Origin of the sequence: Micromonospora sp. CPCC 205561 (genome assembly GCF_036906775.1) — a bacterium.
Lineage (GTDB): Bacteria > Actinomycetota > Actinomycetes > Mycobacteriales > Micromonosporaceae > Micromonospora.
The window spans coordinates 1-19,267 of the sequence record NZ_JBAKHV010000016.1 but is presented as its reverse complement, the minus strand read 5'-3'; the positions used below and the strand labels follow the sequence as shown (position 1 = coordinate 19,267).

16 protein-coding genes and 1 pseudogene are annotated in these 19,267 nt (G+C 74.2%); 14 read left to right on the top strand and 3 right to left on the bottom strand.

What is annotated here, in order from left to right; genetic code table 11:
- Positions 1-141: 141 nt before the first annotated feature.
- On the bottom strand, positions 142-714 hold the full coding sequence (locus tag V6V16_RS11345) for a TetR/AcrR family transcriptional regulator (protein ID WP_334561932.1): 573 nt from the start codon (positions 712-714) through the stop codon (positions 142-144).
- 105 nt (positions 715-819) lie between these two features.
- Between V6V16_RS11345 and V6V16_RS11340 the strand changes: the two genes are divergently transcribed.
- The 3 genes from V6V16_RS11340 (at position 820) to V6V16_RS11330 (ending at position 3,533) form a co-directional block, all read left to right on the top strand.
- Complete coding sequence (locus V6V16_RS11340; protein WP_334561931.1) at positions 820-1,689, top strand: carbon-nitrogen hydrolase family protein; 870 nt, start codon at positions 820-822, stop codon at positions 1,687-1,689.
- A 49-nt stretch (positions 1,690-1,738) separates the two neighbouring features.
- Positions 1,739-2,383: an HAD family hydrolase gene (locus V6V16_RS11335; protein WP_334561929.1), complete on the top strand. Its 645-nt coding sequence runs from the start codon at positions 1,739-1,741 to the stop codon at positions 2,381-2,383.
- 214 nt (positions 2,384-2,597) lie between these two features.
- Positions 2,598-3,533 carry a serine protein kinase RIO gene (locus V6V16_RS11330; RefSeq protein ID WP_334561928.1) on the top strand — a complete coding sequence of 312 codons (936 nt, stop codon included), beginning with the start codon at positions 2,598-2,600 and terminating at the stop codon, positions 3,531-3,533.
- Positions 3,534-3,577: 44 nt separating this feature from the next.
- Here the strand turns inward: V6V16_RS11330 and V6V16_RS11325 are convergent, their stop codons facing one another.
- A complete protein-coding gene (locus tag V6V16_RS11325) occupies positions 3,578-3,826 on the bottom strand; it encodes a DUF2630 family protein (RefSeq protein ID WP_334561927.1) in 249 nt (82 codons plus the stop codon).
- An 80-nt stretch (positions 3,827-3,906) separates the two neighbouring features.
- Here V6V16_RS11325 and V6V16_RS27905 point away from each other — a divergent pair.
- The 10 genes and pseudogenes from V6V16_RS27905 to V6V16_RS11280 all read left to right on the top strand — a co-directional run.
- Positions 3,907-4,293 (top strand): annotated as a pseudogene (locus V6V16_RS27905) (GNAT family N-acetyltransferase); the annotation flags it as partial.
- 124 nt (positions 4,294-4,417) lie between these two features.
- Positions 4,418-4,822, top strand: a complete 405-nt coding sequence (locus tag V6V16_RS11320) for a hypothetical protein (RefSeq protein ID WP_334561926.1) — start codon at positions 4,418-4,420, stop codon at positions 4,820-4,822.
- A 233-nt stretch (positions 4,823-5,055) separates the two neighbouring features.
- A complete protein-coding gene (locus V6V16_RS11315; RefSeq protein ID WP_442934063.1) occupies positions 5,056-6,393 on the top strand; it encodes a cytochrome P450 in 1,338 nt (445 codons plus the stop codon).
- Positions 6,390-7,301, top strand: a complete 912-nt coding sequence (locus V6V16_RS11310; RefSeq protein WP_334561924.1) for a terpene synthase family protein — start codon at positions 6,390-6,392, stop codon at positions 7,299-7,301. Before V6V16_RS11315 ends, V6V16_RS11310 begins: the two co-directional genes overlap by 4 nt.
- Positions 7,298-8,878 (top strand): prenyltransferase/squalene oxidase repeat-containing protein, encoded by a 1,581-nt coding sequence (locus V6V16_RS11305; RefSeq protein WP_334561923.1) that lies wholly within the window; start codon positions 7,298-7,300, stop codon positions 8,876-8,878. The genes V6V16_RS11310 and V6V16_RS11305 overlap by 4 nt, the downstream gene beginning before the upstream one ends.
- Before the next feature lie 155 nt (positions 8,879-9,033).
- Positions 9,034-11,613, top strand: coding sequence for a sensor histidine kinase (locus tag V6V16_RS11300; protein ID WP_334561922.1), 2,580 nt, complete (start codon positions 9,034-9,036; stop codon positions 11,611-11,613).
- Positions 11,614-11,703: 90 nt separating this feature from the next.
- Positions 11,704-12,126 (top strand): roadblock/LC7 domain-containing protein, encoded by a 423-nt coding sequence (locus V6V16_RS11295; RefSeq protein ID WP_334561921.1) that lies wholly within the window; start codon positions 11,704-11,706, stop codon positions 12,124-12,126.
- Positions 12,127-12,130: 4 nt separating this feature from the next.
- Positions 12,131-12,517 carry a DUF742 domain-containing protein gene (locus tag V6V16_RS11290; RefSeq protein ID WP_334561919.1) on the top strand — a complete coding sequence of 129 codons (387 nt, stop codon included), beginning with the start codon at positions 12,131-12,133 and terminating at the stop codon, positions 12,515-12,517.
- Positions 12,498-13,109, top strand: coding sequence for a GTP-binding protein (locus tag V6V16_RS11285; protein WP_334561918.1), 612 nt, complete (start codon positions 12,498-12,500; stop codon positions 13,107-13,109). Before V6V16_RS11290 ends, V6V16_RS11285 begins: the two co-directional genes overlap by 20 nt.
- A gap of 387 nt (positions 13,110-13,496) precedes the next feature.
- Positions 13,497-15,554: a pectate lyase family protein gene (locus V6V16_RS11280; protein WP_334561917.1), complete on the top strand. Its 2,058-nt coding sequence runs from the start codon at positions 13,497-13,499 to the stop codon at positions 15,552-15,554.
- 55 nt (positions 15,555-15,609) lie between these two features.
- Here the strand turns inward: V6V16_RS11280 and V6V16_RS11275 are convergent, their stop codons facing one another.
- The gene (locus V6V16_RS11275; RefSeq protein WP_334561916.1) at positions 15,610-18,495 is read right to left on the bottom strand and encodes an aconitate hydratase; all 2,886 of its coding nucleotides are present in this window, start codon (positions 18,493-18,495) and stop codon (positions 15,610-15,612) included.
- A 160-nt stretch (positions 18,496-18,655) separates the two neighbouring features.
- Between V6V16_RS11275 and V6V16_RS11270 the strand changes: the two genes are divergently transcribed.
- Complete coding sequence (locus V6V16_RS11270; protein WP_334561915.1) at positions 18,656-19,012, top strand: VOC family protein; 357 nt, start codon at positions 18,656-18,658, stop codon at positions 19,010-19,012.
- Positions 19,013-19,267 lie beyond the last annotated feature (255 nt).

Here is a 19,267-nt window from a genome sequence, read left to right as displayed (position 1 = left end):
GGACCGGCGACCCAATTGTGGAGCAGGCCCGCCAGGCCGTACCCGCCGCGTGGACCGAGTTACCGGACCGATACGCACCGCGCGACGCAGCCGGCGCCCGAGGGGCGGCCGCGCCGGGGAGGCGGGCGCGGCGGTGGGCGGTCAGCGGCGGCGCACGGCCTCCTCGACCAGGTCGAGGACCGGGCCGAGGTCGCCGGCGGGGCGGCCCATCGCCAGGTGCAGCACCAGGCCGTCGTAGGCGAGTTCCAGGAACTGGGCCAGCACGTCGATGGGTACGTCCTCGCGGAGCACGCCCGCGTCCCGCTGGCGGGCCAGCCGGTCGCGAGTCGCCTCGGCGATGGCGGCGGAGCGCTCCGCCCAGCGCTTGGCGAACGCCGGGTCGGTCCGCAGTCGCCGGGACACCTCCAGCTGGCTGCCGAGCCAGCCGGTGGTGTCGGGGGAGACGGCGCGGGCCAGCAGGTCCCGCATCACCTGGACGAGGCCGTTGCGGGCCACCGTCTCCACCATCGCCGCGGCGTCGTCCTCGGCCACCGCCAGGAAGAGCGAGTCCTTGTCGCGGAAGTGGTGGAAGATCGCGCCCCGGGACAGCCGGGTGGCCTCCTCCAGCCTGCGCACGGTGGCGCCCTCGTAGCCGTGCCGGGCGAAACACGCCCGCGCGGCGGTGAGGATCTCCTGTCGGCGCGCGTCGAGCTGGTCCTGGCTTACTCTGGGCACGGGTCGATCGTGTCAGCTCGCCCCGCGCCACGCAAACCGTACGTACGGCTTGGTTTGCCCGCTCGCTTGATCATCAGGCCGGCGGGCTCCGGCTAGGATCGGCCCGTGACGCCACTCCCCGCCGCCGTCGCGGTCCCCGCCGCACCACTGACCGTCGCGGCCGTGCAGGCCGAACCCGTCCCCGGCGACGTGGCCGGCAACGCGGCGAGCGCCGCCCGGCTGGCCCGCCTCGCCATGGAGCGGGGCGCCCGGGTGAGCGTGCTGCCCGAGCTCTTCCTGCCCGCGTACCACCTGCCGACGCTCGCGGCCGACCCGGCCGGCACCGACGTCGCGGCCGACGCGGCGGCCGTCGTCGACGACCCGCGCCTGGACCCGCTGCGCGAGGCGGCCCGCGACGGTGGCGGCGCCGTGGTGGTCGGCGCGGCCGTCCGGCACCCCGACGGCCGGCGGACGATCTCCGCCCTGGTGGTCGACCGGGCCGGCGACGTCCGCGTCGGGTACGACAAGCAGCAGCTGTGGAGCGGCGAGCGGGAACTCTTCGTCGCCGGTGACCGCGGCGCCACCCTGGTCGTCGACGACTGGCGGCTCGGGCTGGGCATCTGCTACGACGGCTGCTTCCCCGAGCACGGCCGGGCCGCCGCGGCCGACGGGGCGCACGGCTACCTCTGCCCCAGCGGCTACCTGGCCGGCTCCGAGCACCGCCGCGACCTCTACTACCCAGCCCGCGCGCTGGACAACACCATGTACGTGGTGTTCGCCAACCTGGTCGGGGGCGCCGACCCGTGGCGGTTCAACGGCGGCGCGGCGGTCTACGACCCGCAGGGCCGGCCGCTGGCCCGGGGCGCGGACACCGGCGAGGCGGTGCTGGTCGTCGCGCTCGCCCCGGAGGAGCTGGCGGCGACCCGGGCGGCCCACTGCATGCTGCTCGACCGCCTGCCCGACCAGGGGCGAATGCGTTCGTCGCTGGCGGTCTGACGGGCGCCGGTACTGTCGGCGGGACCCCGCTGTCCCGTAAGGTGCCCAAGTGCCGCTGCTCCTGCTGGACCTGGAGAACACGCTGCTCGACCGGGCCGGTCCGTTCCGCGCCTGGGGGGAGCGTTTCCTGGCCGGCGTCGGCGCGCCGCCGACGGACATCGACTGGCTGCTCTCGATCGACGCCGACGGGCTGACCGACCGGTGGGACGTGGCCGACGCCGTGCGGCAGCGGTACGGGTTGCGGATGCCCTCCATCGACCTGGTCGAGGAGCTGCACGAGGGCGTGCTGGACGCCGTCCGGCTCGACCCGCTGGTCGCGTGCGCGCTGCGGGTCGCCGACTGGGCGGGCTGGACGCCGGTGGTGGTCAGCAACGGCGGGGTCCGGCAGCAGGAGGCCATGATCCGGCGGTCCGGGCTGGACGGCTTCGTCGCCGACTGGGTGATCTCCGAGGAGGTCGGCGTCAGCAAGCCCAACCCGAGGATCTTCGCGGTGGCCGCCCGGCGTGGACGGCTGCCGCTGCGGGGCGCCTGGGTGGTCGGCGACGGCCCGGAGGCGGACATCGGCGGCGCGGCCGCCGTCGGCCTGCCCAGCGTCTGGCTGCACCGGGGGCGCAGCTGGGGCGACAGCCGGTTCGCGCCCACCCGTACGGCGGACGGCGTGCTCGCCGCCGTCGCGGCGGTGCTCGGCGCCTGACCGCCGGGCGGCGCCCGGGAAGGTGGTGCTCGGCGGCGCGTGCCGTGGGCGGCGGGGGTAATTCGGTTGACCCGGGCGGCGCGGAGCCGTGAGCATGGTCGCGCATCGTGCACCCGGGTCCGCGCCCGGTCGAGGAGAGGGGGTCGGTCATGGCCGTCTTCGCAGGTCACTTCCACCTGCCTCCATCAGCCTCGAGCAAGGGATCACCACCGCAGTGCGCGATCACGACCTTTCGGCGCCCGAGCGCCGTACCCGCGGCAAGCGCCGCTTCGACGACGACGAACAGCTCTTCCTGAAGCGGGGCCGGCCGGCCGAGCCCGCTCCCGCCGACCCCGACGCCGAGCCCGACCCCGACACGGGGGAGCGCTGGTCCTCCTGGGACGACGCCGTGCACGGCCCGGAGCCCCACCCGGACTGGCTGGTCACCGACCTGGCCGCCAAGGACACCGAGCTGGGCGTGCTGAAGACCGGCAAGGAGGCGGACGTCCACCTGGTCCGCCGCGCGGTGCCCGGCACCGACCGGTCCTGCCTGCTGGCGGTCAAGCGGTACCGGGATCCCCAGCACCGGCTCTTCCACCGCGACGCCGGGTACCTGGAGGGACGCCGGGTGCGCCGGTCCCGGGAGAACCGGGCGATGGCCGGCCGGACGGCCTTCGGCCGACAGATGATCGCCGGGCAGTGGGCGGCGGCCGAGTTCGCCGCGCTGGGCCGGCTCTGGGAGTTCGGCGCCCGGTACGGCTCGATCAGCGTCCCCTACCCGGTGCAGCTGCGCGGGACGGAGCTGATGCTGGAGTTCCTCGGCGACCAGGAGGAGGGGCTGGCGGCGCCCCGGCTGGCCCAGCTGCGGCCGGAGCCGGGGCAACTGCGCGAGCTGTGGGGGCAGCTCGTCGACGCGCTGGTGGTGCTCGCCCGCGCCGGCCTCGCGCACGGTGACCTGTCGCCGTACAACCTGCTGGTGCACGCGGGACGGCTGGTGCTGATCGACCTGCCGCAGGTGGTCGACGTGGTGGCCAACCCGCAGGGGCCGGAGTTCCTGGCCCGCGACGTGCGGGTGGTGGCCGCCTGGTTCGCGGCCCGGGGCCTGCCCGGGGCGGACGCCGACCCGGGCGCGCTGACCGCGTCGCTGCTGCGGGAGGCGGGGATCCGCTGACCGCGACGTCCCGGGTGGCCCGTCGCGGGCCGCCCGGGACCGGGTCACTGGAGGTAGCGCTCGACCTCCGGCCGGGGGCGCGTGCCCTGGGCGTCCGGGTCGCCGTGGGTGTGCCGGGCGGCCCGGCGCCGGCGCAGCAGGTCCCAGCACTGGTCGAGGGACTCCTCCAGCTCGCGCAGCCGGGTGCGGGCGTCGTCGTCGGTGCCCGACTCGCCGGCCTGCGCGTCGGCGCGCAGCCGGTGCTCCTCGTCGACCAGCTCGGAGATCCGGTTAAGGATGGTTCTGTCGTCCATGCCCTGAGCCTGGCACAGGGCGCGCGGGCGCGCCCGGCTTCCACCGCCCCGCGCCCGCCGCTGCGGTAAGTTGCCCAGTCGTGGTCCCCACCGTCCGGGCCGCCGGCCCCGCCGACACGGTGCCGGTCGTCGCCCTGCTCCGCGCCGCCCGGCCCCACCTGGTGGTCACGCCGGAGCTGCTCGCCTGGCAGGCGACCGGCAAGCCGGCGGAGCGCTTCGGGATGCTGGTCGCCGAGGCGGGCGACGGAATCGTCGGCGTCGCCCGCACGGGGCTGCTGCACGAGAGCGCCGAGCCGGGGCTCGGCTTCGTCAACCTGGTCGTGGACCCCGAAGGGCGGGGGCGCGGCGTCGGATCGGCGCTGCTCGCCGCCGCCGAGGAGCGGCTCGTCGGGCTCGGCGTCAGCCGGGCGTACGCGCGGGTCGTCGACGAGCCCGCCCCGCTCGCCTTCGCCGAGCGGCGCGGCTACCGGCGCGACCGACGCAACGTGGTCCTGGGACTGGACCTGGCGACGGCGGCGCTGCCGGCCGCGCCCGCCCCGCCCGGCGGGGGTTCGGCTGATCACGGCCGCCGAGCTGGTCGACCCGCGCCCGTTGTACGAGGCGGACCTGGCCGGCGCCGACGAGCCGGGCGACGTGGGGATGGACGAGATCGGCTTCGCGGACTGGCGGGCGGCATACTGGGACCGGCCGGACCTGGACCCGGCGCTGAGTACCGTGGCGGTGGCCGACGGTGTGGTGGTGGCGTTCACCGTCGCGCTGACCGACGGCCGGGACCGCTACCTCTCCGGGATGACCGGCACCCGGGGCGGGTGGCGTGGCCGGGGCCTCGCCCGGCTGGTCAAGCACGCGTCGCTGGGCACCGCCCGGGTGGCCGGGCTGCGCCGGGCGTACACGGTGAACGACGCCGGGAACGCCCCGATGCGGACGGTCAACGAGTGGCTCGGGTACCGGCCGGTAAGCGCCGAGTGGCGCTCCGGGCGCACCCTCCAGAAGTGACACCCGACACCTGATCCTTCACGGATCAGCATTCCCGTGAACAAAATTCTTGTATGGCCGCTAGCGGATTTTCGACGGGTGGTGGCATGCTTCCCGGGATCGTGACGCAGGCGGTCGCGCCGGCGACGTTGGGTCACGACGCTGGGTGACGGTGGGCGAGAGGGAGCCGCGGGTGCGGGGGTGTCATGGCTGACCGGAACGGCGACGACGGGGGCGGGCGGGCGCCGCGCCACGTGCCACTGTGGAGGATGGCCGGCCTGCTGCGTGACCCGCTCGGCGGGCTCGTCGCGTTGGCGGACGCGCACCCGGGCGAGGTCCTCCGGCTCAACGTCGGCACGATCCGGCCCTACCTGGTGACGGAGCCGGCCCACGTGCAGCACGTGCTGCGGGACAACGCGGCCAACTACACCCGCGGCGGCCGGAGCATGCTCTGGCGGCCGGTGCGGCGGCTCACCGGCGACGGCATCATGTCCGACGGCCCACAGTGGCAGGCCAGCCGCGGGCGGATGCAGCCGCACTTCACGGCCAAGCGCATCGACGCCCTGGTGGACCCCATGAGCCGCGCCGTCAGCGACGCCGTCGACGAGTTCGAGGAGCCGGCGCGGGCGGGCCGTTGGCTGGACGCCGGCGCCGAGCTGGGGCGGGTCATCTGCCGGGCGATCAGCAGCGTCTTCTTCGCCGACCGGCTCAGCCTCGCCGACCAGCTGCGGATCGTGGCCGCCCAGGACACCATCGTGACGGCGCTGCGGCTCCGGCTGCTGCTGCCCTTCGTGCCCGACGCCGTGCCGGTGCCGGGCGACCGCGCCCTGAAGCGGGCCGTCGGCGTCGTCGACGACATCATGCTGCCCCTGGTCCGGGCCGAACGGGCCCGACCGCGTGACGGCGACGACCTGCTCGCCGCCCTGGCGAACGCCCGCGACGACGACGGCCGGCAGCTGGACGAGCGGCGGGTCCGCGACGACGTGGTCTCCATGTTCGCCACCGCGACCGAGACGACCTACGCGGTGCTGACCTGGCTGTGGCCCATCCTGGACGCCAACCCGGAGGTGGCCGGGCGGCTCTACGCCGAGCTGGACGAGGTGGTGGGCGCCGACCGGGTGATCAGCCGGGAGCAACTGCTCGCCCTGACCTACACCCGGTCGGTGGTGGACGAGCTGCTGCGCATGTACCCCGCCGGGTGGCTGGTGCCCCGCACGGCGGTGGCGGAGGACGTCGTCGGCGGCACCCGGATCAAGGCCGGCAGCATCGTGGCGGTCAGCTCGTACGTCACCCAGCGGCTGGCCCGGTACTGGGATCGTCCGGACACCTTCGACCCCGACCGGTTCCGCGCCGACCAGCCGCGCCGGGGGCACCGGTACGCGTACTTCCCGTTCGGTGGCGGCCCGCACCAGTGCCTGGGCATGTACCTGTTCAACCTGGAGGCTCCGCTGGTGGTGGCTACGATCCTCAGCCGTTACCGCTTCCGGCTGCGCGAGGCCGCGATGCCGCCCAAGCAGCTGGCGGCGACCCTGCGCCCGGGCCGGCCGGTGGTCATGGCGCTGACCCCGGTCCACGAGCGGAGGCCGGTGTGATCCCGGCGACGGGCCGCGACGGGCGGGACGAGCTGCGCGACGCGCAGGAGCAGGGCCGCATCTGCGGCCTGGCCGTACGCGGCCAACGCGACCTCCAGGCGTCGGCGGCGGCACACCCCGAGCTCTTTCCCGCCGACCCGTTCGACACCATGCTGTTCGCCAACATCTCGCTGGCCATCGCCTTCGGCGCGCCGTGGTGCACGGCCGAGCAGCTGCGCGCCGCCAACCGGACCGTGCTGTGGGGCTTCGCGCTCGACTGGCTCATCGACCACCGGGCGGGCTCCCGCGAGGAGGTGGACGGGCTCGTCGCGCGCTGCCTCGCGGTGGCCGCCGACGAGCCCGCCGCCCCCGACGACCACCTCGGCGCCTACCTGACCGGGCTGCAACGGGAACTCGCCACGGCGCCCGCCTTCGCCGCGCACCGCGCGCTGTGGCGGGACCGGCTGCACGCGACGGTGCGGGCGATGGCCCGGGAGTGGGAGTGGAAGGCGGCGTGGCGCTCCGCCGGCCGGGAGGCCCTGCCCGGCCTCGACGCCTACCTCGACAACGCCGACAACCACGCCTGCACGATCGTGAACGTGGCGCACTGGCTCTACACCGGCGACGAGGCCACCCTGTCCCGGCTGGACGAGCTGGTCGCGGTCAGCGACCAGGTGCAGCGGGCCCTGCGCCTCGTCAACGACCTGGGCACGTACGAGCGGGACCTGCGCTGGGGCGACCTGAACGCCCTCCTGCTGGTCGACGACCGCGCCCGGGTGGAGCAGCGGCTGGCGGAACTCGTGCGGACCTGCCGCGAGATGCTGGTCCCGCTCCGCGCGGCCTGTCCCCGCGAGGCGGACTACCTCGCCCGGCAGATCGGGTTCAGCAGCGGCTTCTACGAGCTGGCCGACTTCTGGGGGATGTCGTGACGGCCGCCCCGGTCACGGTCGCGGAGGTCACCGGCTCCGGGCTCGCCGCCGCCCGGCGCGAACTGGTCGCGGCGATGCTCGCCGCGCCCGCCGGCACGGTCTCCCCGTCGGTGTACGAGACCGGGCGGCTGGTCAGCGACGCCCCCTGGCTGCCGGGGCACGACGAGCGGGTGCGGCACCTGCTCGTCACCCAGCGCCCCGACGGGGGGTGGGGGGCGCCGGGCGCCTACGGCCTGGTGCCCACCCTGAGCGCGGTGGAGGCGCTGCTGAGCTCCCTGGCCGCTCCGGGCCGTTCCGCGCCGCTGCGGGCGTACCGGCTATCGCCGGCCGTGGACCGGGGTGTCGCGGCGCTGCGCGACCGGCTGCTGGTCGCCGCCGGGCCGGTGCCGGACATGCCCGGCGTCGACCTGATCGTGCCCGCCCTGATCGACCGCATCGACACGCTCCTCGCCGTCACCGCTCCCCTGTCGGGGTGGCGGGTGCCCCCGCTGCCGATGCCGCAGGGCATGACCCGGCACCGGGCCGAGGCGGTCGGACGGCTCCTCGCCGCCGGCCGGCCCGTGCCCGAGAAGCTGTGGCACGCCTTCGAGGTGCTCGACGAGCGGGCGCGCGCCCATCCGCGGGCCCGGCTCGTGTCCGGGGCCGTGGGCGCCTCGCCCGCGGCCACCGCCGCCTGGCTGGGCGACCCCGCCCGTGGGGGCGCGGACCGGGTCGCGCTGGGCTGGCTGACGGGGGTCGTCGCCCGCGGCGGCGGGCCCGTGCCCTGCACGACCCCCATCACCGTCTTCGAGCGGGCCTGGGTGCTCAGCAGCCTGGCCCGGGTCGGCGCGGCGGCGGACGTCCCCGCCGCGCTGACCGCCGGCCTGGCCGACGCGCTCGGTCCGACCGGCGCGGCCACCTCGCCGGGGCTGCCGACGGACGCCGACACCACGGCCGCGACCCTCTTCGCGCTGGCCCGGCTGGGCCGCCCGGTCGCGCCGGACAGCCTGTCGGCGTACGACACCGGCGCGCACTTCTGCACCTGGCAGGGCGAGGACGGCGCGTCGGTCACCACGAACGCCCACGTGCTGGAGGCGCTGGGCTGGCACGCCCGGCACGGCCCCGGCCGCCCGTACGCCGACGTCGCCCGGCGGGTGGCCGGCTGGCTGGTCGACGCCCAACGCGCCGACGGCAGCTGGACGGACCGGTGGCACGCCTCGCCGTACTACGCGACGGCCAGCGCCACGGCGGGGCTGGCCGAGTACGGCCCTGGCACCGCCGGCGCCCGGCTGGACCGGGCGGTCGACTGGGTGCGCGACACCCAGCGCGAGGACGGTTCGTGGGGGCTCTGGACGGGCACGCCGGAGGAGACCGCGTACGCCCTGCAGGTGCTGCTCGGCACCGGCCGGCCGCCCGGTCCGGGCCTCGCCGGGGTCGTCCGCCGGGCGATGGCCTACCTGGACGGGCACCCGGACCCCGCCGACGACGGCGTTCCACTATGGCATGACAAGGATCTCTATCATCCGGTGCTCATCGTCCGGGCCGCCCTGTTGGCGGCGCGGCACCTGGTACGGCTGAGCGGCCACGCGGGACCGTGAGTCCCGCGCGACCCGTGGCCGCCAGCACGCACCGGTCATGATCAGGTCCGCTTGAGTGATCGTCGTGACACTGCTACCGTGCGCCGGTCGGTCGAAGCGCCATGCGGATACCGCCGATCGGATGAATCAGGCTCCCCGCCAGGGATGGTTTCAAAATGGGTTCCCGCAGCTCCAATCTGCGCCGGAAAGTCGTGGCTCTGCTGGCCTCACTCGTAGCGCTGTGGGCGTTCGCCGCGTGGGTCACCCTGCGAGAGGGCGTCAGTCTCCTGCGGGTGCAGGTGCTCGACGCGCAGGTCGCCCAGCCGGGCGAGCCGCTGGTGCTCGAACTACAGGCGGAACGCCGGGCGTCCGCGGCGTACCTGGGCGGGTCGGGCCCCGCCGAGCGGGAGCAGCTCGACGCGCAGTGGCGCAAGACCCAGGGTGTCGCCGACGACTTCCGGGAGTCCGTCAGCAGCTGGCGGGTGGACCTGGCGGCCCAAGAGAGCCAGCGGCGCGTCGACGCGGTCGTCAGCGGGCTCGACCGGCTCGACGGCGTACGCGAGGCGATCCGCGCCCGTCAGCTGGACCGCGCCGCCGCCACCCAGGCGTACACCGAGCTGATCGACACGGTGCTGCGGATGTACGGGTCGCTGGGCAACCTGGACGACGAGCGGTTCACCCAGGAGACGGCGGCGCTGATCCAGCTCGTCCGGGTCCGCGAGCTCATGTCCCAGGAGGACGCCCTCGTCACCGGCGCGCTGGCCGCGGGCCGGATGACGCCCGAGGAGACCGCCACCTTCGCCCGCGCCGCCGGCGCCCAGCGCTACCTCGACAGCCAGACCCGCACCGAACTCTCCACCGCCGACCGGGCGCGCTACGAGGCGCTGCGCGGCGGCCCGGCGTACACCGCGTTCCGCGTCCTGGAGGACCGGGTCGTCCTGCAGGGACGCACGGCCGACGCGCCGGCGGTCTCGGCGGCCGAGTGGCGCAAGGCGGCCGACGCGGCGATGGAGGAGCAGCAGCGCTTCATCATCGAGGCCGGCGACGCGCTCGTGGAGCGGGCCATCCCGATCGCCGTCGGCGTCGTCCTGCGGCTCGTGCTGGCCGCCGGTCTGGGCCTGCTCGCCGTCATCGCCTCGATCGTCGTCTCCGTCACCACCGCCCGGGCCCTGGTGCAGCAGTTGGAGCGGCTGCGCGAGGCCGCCTTCCGGCTGGCGAACGAGCGGCTGCCCGGCGTGGTCGAGCGGCTCGGGCGCGGTGAGGAGGTCGACGTCGCCAAGGAGGCGCCCCCGCTGGAGTTCGGCGACGACGAGATCGGCCAGGTGGGCAAGGCGTTCAACGCCGTGCAGGAGACCGCCATCCGCACCGCCGTCGAGCAGGCCGAGCTGCGCCGCAACGTGCGCGACGTCTTCCTCAGCCTGGCCCGGCGCACCCAGGCGCTGGTGCACCGCCAGCTCACCCTGCTCGACGCGATGGAACGCCGCGAGCACGACGCCGAGGAGCTGGAGGACCTGTTCCGGGTCGACCACCTCGCCACCCGGATGCGGCGCAACGCGGAGAACCTCATCGTGCTCTCCGGCTCCACCCCCGGGCGCGCCTGGCGGCGCAACGTGCCGATGGTCGACGTGGTCCGGGGCGCGGTCGCCGAGGTCGAGGACTACACCCGGGTCAACGTGCTGCCCCTCGGCCAGGTCTCGCTCACCGGCCGCGCGGTCGGCGACATCATCCACCTGCTCGCCGAGCTGATCGAGAACGGCCTGTCGTTCTCCCCGCCGCACACCTCCGTGGAGGTGCGCGGGCAGCTGGTGGCCAACGGCTTCGCCGTCGAGATCGAGGACCGCGGCCTGGGCATGAGCGACGAGGACCTGGCCGCCGCGAACCACCGGATCGTCGACCAGTCCGAGCTGAACCTGGCCAACGCCTCCCGTCTGGGGCTCTACGTGGTGAGCCGGTTGACCGAGCGGCACGGCGTGCGGGTGCAGCTGAAGGAGTCCGCGTACGGCGGCACCACCGCGGTGGTGCTGATCCCGGCCGAGCTGGTCACGACGGACGAGGACCCGAGCACCTCGGGCGGGTTCCCGGCCGGGCTGCCGGCCGGCCCGGCGGCCGGTGTGCCCGGCCAGCTCCCGCCCGCCGCCGAGCAGCCGGCCGCCCCGGCGCCGGTGGCGCTGGTGGAGCCGCTCGCCCCGCGGTCGGCCCCGGAAGCCGCCGCCCCCGCCGCGAGCGACCCCGCCGGGGACGCCCTGCCCACCCGCTCGCGCGGGCGGAGCCTGCCGGCCACGGCGCCGGCCCTCGACGTACGGCTGCCCGTCCGGTCGCCCGGCGGTTCGGAGCGGTACGCCCTGGACGGCCCGACCTTCCCGACCGGCCTGCCGCTGGCCACGGCCCGACCCGCGTCCGGGCCCGCCGCCCCGGGTGCGCCGCAGGCGCCCGTCGCCCCGGCCGAGCCGGACGCCGCGGCGCACGGCGGCCCGGTGCCGACGGCGCGACAGGCGTCGGCGCGTACCGACTCGGGGCTGCCGGTGCGGGTCCGGCAGGCCAGCATCGTGCCGGAACTGCGCGACGAGCCGACCGCGGACGACGGCGACGAGGACGTGGTGCGCCCGCCGGAGCAGGTGCGCCGGATGATGAGTTCGTACCAGACCGGCACCCGGCGCGGCCGCACGGACGCCGCCCGGTTGCTCGGCGGGGCGGGCGACAGCCGTACCGACGCCGGCGAGGAACCCGACGCCGGCGACGATCTGCAAGCGACCTGACCGGCGCCGCCGCGCCGCGGGAGACCCGCGCGGCGCGGCGGTCGGCGAGACGAGCACGGCGACAACTGCCGGGGGAGAAGAGGACGACGAGTGGGGCAGAAGACGGCTTCGAGTGCCGACCTGACGTGGTTGCTGGATGATCTGGTCGGCCGGGTGAAGCAGGCCGACCACGCGGTCGCGCTCTCGACGGACGGCCTGTTGATGGCCGCCTCGCGAGGGCTCAGCCGGGACGACGCCGAGCACCTCGCCGCCATGGCGGCCGGCATCCAGAGCCTGGCCAGGGGCGCGGGCAAGCGGTTCGGCGGCGGGCAGGTGCAACAGACCATCATCGAGATGCAGTCGTCGTTCCTGTTCGTCACGGCGGCCGGGCGCAACGCCTGTCTCGCCGTCCTCGCCAGCGAGGATGCCGACGTCGGCCTGATCGCCTACGAGATGGCGATGCTGGTCACCCGCGTCGGCAAGTACGTCGCGTCGCCGTCACGGACCGCCGAGCAGCCGGCCGGCGAGAAGTAGGGCGATGACGGTGCGGGGGGAGTCCTCAGAGCACCAGTGGGTCGACGACCATGCCGGCCCGGTCGTACGTCCCTACGCGATGACGCGCGGCCGGGCCCGGCCGGTCACCGGCACGTTCGACCTGATCTCCCTGGTGACGGCGACCCGGGCGGACGTGAACCCGGAGGTCGGGCTGGGCCCGGAGCACCTGGCGATAGTCGGGCTCTGCCAGCGGATCCAGTCCGTCGCCGAGATCGCCGCCCACCTTGACCTGCCGGTGGGCACCATCCGGGTCCTGCTGGGTGACCTGGCGGCCCGCAGCCTGGTGCAGGTACGCGAGCCGCACACCACGGCCGGCCTTCCCGACAACAGCGTTTTCGAGGCGGTAATCAATGGACTACGGGCACTCTGAGCGGCCGGCGGGAGCGACGCCACTGCCCACCGCGATAAAGATCCTCGTCGCGGGCGGTTTCGGCGTGGGCAAGACCACCATGGTCGGCGCCGTCAGCGAGACGCGCCCGTTGCGTACCGAGGAGGTGTTGACCGAGTCGGGCGTCGGCATCGACGACCTCTCCGGGGTGGAGAGCAAGACGACCACCACCGTGGCCATGGACTTCGGTCGCATCACCATCAGCGACGACCTCGTGCTCTACCTCTTCGGCACCCCGGGCCAGGACCGGTTCTGGTTCGTCTGGGACGAACTGGCGCTGGGCGCGCTCGGCGCGGTGGTGCTGGCCGACACCCGTCGGCTGGCCGACTGCTTCCCCTCGATCGACTACTTCGAGGGCCGGGGCACGCCGTTCGTGGTGGCGGTGAACTGCTTCGAGGGCGCCCGGCAGTACCGGCTCGACGAGGTGCAGGCGGCGCTCAACCTCGACCCGGGGGTGCCGGTCCTGCTCTGTGACGCCCGGCAGCGGGAGTCCAGCAAGGAGGTGCTCATCACGCTGATGGAGCACGCCATGAAGACCCGGGAGGCCCGCCGCCGCGCGGCCGCGTCCGAGTAGCCGCGTCCCGCCGCTCCACCGCCCCGGCGTGGCCCCGCCTCGCCCTGGCCGCGTGTCGCCGTCCCGCCGCCACCGCTCGCGCCGCGAGGAGGTCCTGGTCCGGAACGCCCTCTCCGGAGGGCTTCCCCGACCGGGACCTTCTCGCGCTCGACACTCGCGCGGCGCCCGGGGTCTGATTGATTGACTTCGATCATTCGGGCTGCCTAGCATGGGCTCGGAAAGCGCTTTCCGCCGTCCATCACCTGGCTGATCGCCGGAGCCGGTCCGCACTCCCGACGCGATTCCGTCCCCCTCGCGTCCGGTTCCGCGCGGCCGCGCCGGCACCCCGAACGGCACCGGCGCGCGTGCCGGCTCCGGCGGTCCGCCGTACGAGAAAGGCGGAACCCCATGCTCGCTGCCCGCCACCCCGACGGGCCGTCGCGGCCCGGGCCTCGCCGGCGGCTGCTCACCGCCGTCGGCCTGGCCGCCGCGCTGCTGGCCCCGGCCGCGCCGGCCGGCGCCACGCTCCCACCAACGGCCTACGCCCCGCTCGAAGCCCCCGGAGCCGCCCCGCCGGCGCCCGGCGGCACGCCGCTCGCGGGGGCCGACGCCGCTCCCCGGGCGGCCACCACCGTCCCGCTCGCGGCGACGGCCGACGGCTTCGCCAGCGTGGACGCCCTCGGCCAGCGGGGGACCACCGGCGGCGCCGGCGGTCCCGAGGTAACGGTCACCACCACCGCCCAGTTCCTGGACCACATCGCCCGCCCCGGGCCGTACGTCATCCGGGTCTCCGGCACCATCGCGCTGCCCGCGGGCGACAACGACGGGATGTGGAACGTCGCCTCCGACAAGACGATCGTCGGGCTCGGCGACGACGCGACGCTCTCCGGCGGGGGACTCAACATCGGCGTGCCCGTCGACGACGACGTGACCTCGCCCCCGGCGAACGCGGTGCACAACGTCATCATCCGGAACCTGCACCTCACCGGCGCGACGGACGACCTGATCAACGTGCAGATGTTCTCGCACCACATCTGGATCGACCACAACGAGTTCTCCGACGGCGACGACGGCGCCGTCGACATCAAGCGCGGATCGGACTTCGTCACGGTCTCCTGGAACCACTTCCACGACCACGACAAGACGCTGCTGCTGGGCCACGACGAGGACGCCGGCCCGCAGGACACCGGCCGGCTGCGGGTCACCTACCACCACAACTTCTTCGACCGCTCCGACCAGCGCAACCCGAGGGTGCGCTTCTCCGCGCTCGCGCACGTCTACAACAACTACTACAACGACAACAGCTACGGGGTGGCCTCCACCTACGACGCCGCCGTGCTGATGGAGAACAACTACTTCTACAGCGTCAACAACCCGGGTCGGGTCGACTTCAGCGGAGACCTGGGCCGTATCGTCGAGCGGGGCAACGTCCTGGTCGCCTGCAACCACCCGATCGAGACCCGGGGCACGGTGCCGGACCCGCGCGGCTACTACCCCTACACCCTCGACCCGGCCGTGGGCGTGCCCACCATCGTCCCGGCGGGCGCCGGACCCGGCAAGGTCGCGACCGAGGCCGCCCGGGCGTCGGCCGCCGCCGGCCCGGACGGATTCGCGGCCGTCAACGCCCTGGGCCAGAACGGCACCACCGGCGGTGCCGGCGGGCCGACCGTGACCGCGACGAACGCGGCGGACCTCCTGGAACACATCGACACCGTCGGCCCGCTGGTCATCCAGGTGACCGGCCGGATCGCGATCACCAGCAAGCAGGGGGTACGCCCGCACAAGACCATCGTGGGGGTCGGCGACGCCGAGATCACCGGTGGCGGGCTGGACTTCTACCGGTCGTACAACGTGATCGTCCGAAACATCGACTTCACCGACGCGGAGGACGACGCGATCAACGTCGGCCAGCACTCGCACCACATCTGGATCGACCACAACCGCTTCTCCGGCGCGGTGGACGGCTCGGTCGACATCGTCCGCGGCGCCGACTACGTGACGGTGTCGTGGAACCACTTCGACCACGCCGACAAGTCCATGCTGATCGGCCACTCCGACGGCTCCGCCTCCACCGACGTGGGCCGGCTCAAGGTCAGCATCCACCACAACTTCTTCGACAACAGCCGCCAGCGGCACCCCCGGGTCCGCTTCGGCGAGCCGGTGCACGTCTACAACAACTACTTCCTCGGCAACGCCCTCTACGGCGTGGCGTCGACGGAGAACGCCGGCGTGCTGGTGGAGGGGAACTACTTCCGCGACGTGCCGCACCCGATCTGGTCGGCCAGCGGCTACGCGGACAGCGGACCCGGCCGGGCGGCGCAGCGGAACAACGTGTGCGCCAACTCCGGCACGCCGGAGACGAACGGCACCGTGGTCGAGCCGCGCACGTACTACCCGTACACCCTCGACCCGGCGGCGGACGTGCCCGCCCTGGTCGTCGCGGGCGCCGGCACCGGCCGCGTCTGACCGGACACGCGAGGGGCCCCCTGCCGTCGTGGCAGGGGGCCCCTCGTCCGTGCCGTCAGTCGGCGATCATGCGTCGCAGCACGTACTGCAGGATGCCGCCGTGCCGGTAGTAGTCGGCCTCGCCCGGGGTGTCGATCCGGACCACCGCGTCGAACTCGACGCCGGTGTCCGTGCTGACCTTGACCGTACGCGGGGTCTCGCCGTCGTTCAGCGCGGTCACGCCGGAGATGGCGAAGGTCTCCGTGCCGGTGAGGCCGAGCGACTCGGCGGTCTCGCCGGCCGGGAACTGCAGCGGAAGCACGCCCATGCCGATCAGGTTCGAGCGGTGGATCCGCTCGTACGACTCGGCGACGACCGCCCGGACGCCGAGCAGCATCGTGCCCTTGGCGGCCCAGTCCCGCGACGAGCCGGAGCCGTACTCCTTGCCGGCCAGGACGACCAGCGGGACGCCCGCCTCCTGGTAGGCCACCGAGGCGTCGTAGATCGAGGTCTGCTCGCCGGTCAGGTGGTTGACCGTGAAGCCGCCCTCGGGGAGCGCGGCTCCCGCATCGGAACCGGCGCCCGGGACCCGCAGCTGGTTGCGCAGCCGGATGTTGGCGAAGGTGCCCCGGATCATCACCTCGTGGTTGCCCCGGCGCGAGCCGTACGAGTTGAACTCGTGGCGCGGCACGCCGTGCTCGGCGAGGTACTTCCCGGCGGGGGAGTCGGCCTTGATGGAGCCGGCCGGGGAGATGTGGTCCGTGGTGACCGAGTCGCCCAGCTTGGCCAGCACCCGGGCGCCGGTGATGTCGACGACCGCCTTCGGCTCCCGCTCCATGCCCTCGAAGTACGGGGGCTTGCGGACGTAGGTGGAATCGTCCGCCCAGGCGAAGGTGTCCCCGGTCGGGGTGGGCAGCGACTGCCAGCGCTCGTCGCCGGCGAAGACGTCCGCGTACGCCGAGCTGAAGCCCGTGGCGCCGATCGCCGAGGCGATCACGTCCTGGATCTCGGCGGTGTTCGGCCAGATGTCGCGCAGGAACACCGGGTTGCCCTCGCTGTCCTCGCCGAGGGGCTCGTTGGCCAGGTCGATGTCCATCGTGCCGGCCAGCGCGTACGCGACCACCAGCGGCGGGGAGGCCAGGTAGTTCATCTTGACGTCCGGGTTGATCCGGCCCTCGAAGTTCCGGTTGCCGGAGAGGACGGAGACGACGGCCAGGTCGGCCTCGTTGACCGCGGCCGAGACCTCCTCGGGCAGCGGGCCCGAGTTGCCGATGCAGGTGGTGCAGCCGTAGCCGACCAGGTGGAAGCCGAGCTTCTCCAGGTAGGGGGTGAGGCCGGCCCGCTCGTAGTAGTCCATGACGACCTTGGAGCCCGGGGCCAGGGTGGTCTTCACCCACGGCTTGCGGCTCAGGCCCCTCTCGACCGCGTTGCGGGCCAGCAGGGCCGCGCCGATCATCACCTGCGGGTTGGAGGTGTTGGTGCAGGAGGTGATCGCCGCGATCACCACGGCGCCGTGGTCCAGCTCGTACTCGGCGCCGTCGGCACCGGTGACGCGGGTCGGGTTGGTGGCCCGGCCGCCGGCGCCCACCGCGGCGGTGTCCAGGTCGCGCGGCGCGTCGGCCGGGTCGCTGACCCCGTTGGCCGGCGGGTCGCTGGCCGGGAAGGACTCGGCGCTGGCCTCGTCGGCGTGGCCCTCCGCCCCGAACGGCTTCTCCAGCTGCGGCACGCCCGCCTTGCGGGAGCGGTCGCCGCCGGTCTCGTCGGCGGCCACGTAGTCGGTCAGCGCGGAGCGGAACAGCGTCTTGGCGTTGCCCAGCGGGACCCGGTCCTGCGGGCGCTTCGGGCCGGCCAGGGACGGCTCGATGGTGCTCAGGTCGAGCTCCAGGCGCTCCGAGTACGCCGGCTCGGCGTCCGGGTCGTGCCAGAGGCCCTGCTCCTTGGCGTACGCCTCGACGAGCGCGACCTGGGCGGCGTCCCGGCCGGTCAGCTCCAGGTAGCGGACGGTCTCGGCGTCGATCGGGAAGATGGCGACCGTGGAGCCGTACTCCGGGGACATGTTGCCGATGGTGGCCCGGTTGGCCAGCGGTACGGCGCTCACGCCGGGGCCGTAGAACTCGACGAACTTGCCGACCACGCCGTGCTTGCGCAGCATCTCGGTGATGGTGAGCACCAGGTCGGTGGCGGTGGTGCCGGCCGGCATCTCGCCGGATAGCTTGAAGCCCACCACGCGCGGGATCAGCATGCTGACCGGCTGGCCGAGCATGGCCGCCTCGGCCTCGATGCCGCCGACGCCCCAGCCCAGTACGCCGAGGCCGTTGACCATCGTGGTGTGCGAGTCGGTGCCGACGACCGTGTCCGGGTACGCCTGCCCGTTGCGCTCCATGATCGTGCGGGCCAGGTACTCGATGTTGACCTGGTGCACGATGCCGGTGCCCGGCGGGACGACCTTGAACTCGTTGAACGCGGTCTGGCCCCAGCGCAGGAACTGGTAGCGCTCCTTGTTGCGCTCGTACTCCAGCTCGACGTTGCGCTCGAAGGCGTCCTCGCGACCGAAGAGGTCGGCGATGACGGAGTGGTCGATCACCAGCTCGGCGGGGGCCAGGGGGTTCACCTTGGAGGCGTCGCCGCCCAGGTCGCGGACGGCCTCGCGCATGGTGGCCAGGTCGACCACGCACGGCACGCCGGTGAAGTCCTGCATGAGCACCCGCGCCGGGGTGAACTGGATCTCCACGCTCGGGTCGGCGTCAGGGTCCCAGCCACCGAGCTGCCGGATGTGGTCGGCGGTGATGTTCGCGCCGTCCTCGGTCCGGAGCAGGTTCTCCAGGAGGATCTTCAGGCTGTAGGGGAGCCGTTCCTGCCCCTCCACCTTGCTGATCTTGAAAATCTCGTAGCTCGCGTCTCCGACGCGCAGCTGGGTCTTCGCACCGAAGGTGTCGAGGCTCGCCACGTCGTACTCCTTCACACCAGCGACCGTGAGTAGTCCTGAGCAGTCTGTCGCACCGGTCGGGGTGCCGCCGTGGTTAGGGGACACTTACCGCCGATTCTCGTCGTCAACAAAACCGTACGTCCGTCTTGCTAACTTCGCAACCTCGTGCCATCGTTCGGGACGAGGAGGTACCACCATGATCCATCACGTCCAGCTCGCCTGCCCACGCGGCTCCGAGGAGGCGTCCCGGGCCTTCTACGTCGGGGTGCTCGGCCTGACCGAGAAGCCCAAGCCGCCAGCGCTCGCGGCCCGCGGGGGCTGCTGGTTCACGGGGTACGGCGCGGAGCTGCACCTGGGCGTGGAGGACGATTTCCGCCCCGCCGGCAAGGCTCACCCCGGCCTGCTCCGGCCGGACCTGGACGCGCTGGCCGCCCGGCTGGCCGCCGCGGGCTACCCGGTCACCTGGGGCGACGGAGAGTTGCCGGGGATGCGGCGCTTCCACTCCCGGGACGCGCACGGCAACCGGCTGGAGTTCCTCGCCCCGCTCGACTGACCGCCGCCCTCGGGAGCGGGGACCTGCCGACTCGGGGCGCCCGCCGCGCCCCGCGCCCCGCGCCCCGCGCCCCGCGCCCCGCGCCCCGTGCCCCGTGCTCGGCGGGCCCAGGCGCGGGCGGGTCGGGTCGGGTCGGGTCGGGTCGGGTCGGGTGGAGCTGACGACAAGGGCCGGATCCCGTGCGGGGTCCGGCCCTTGTCGTCGGGTGGTGCGGTGTGGTCGCCGGTCAGGCGGTGTAGCCGCGGGTGGCGATCC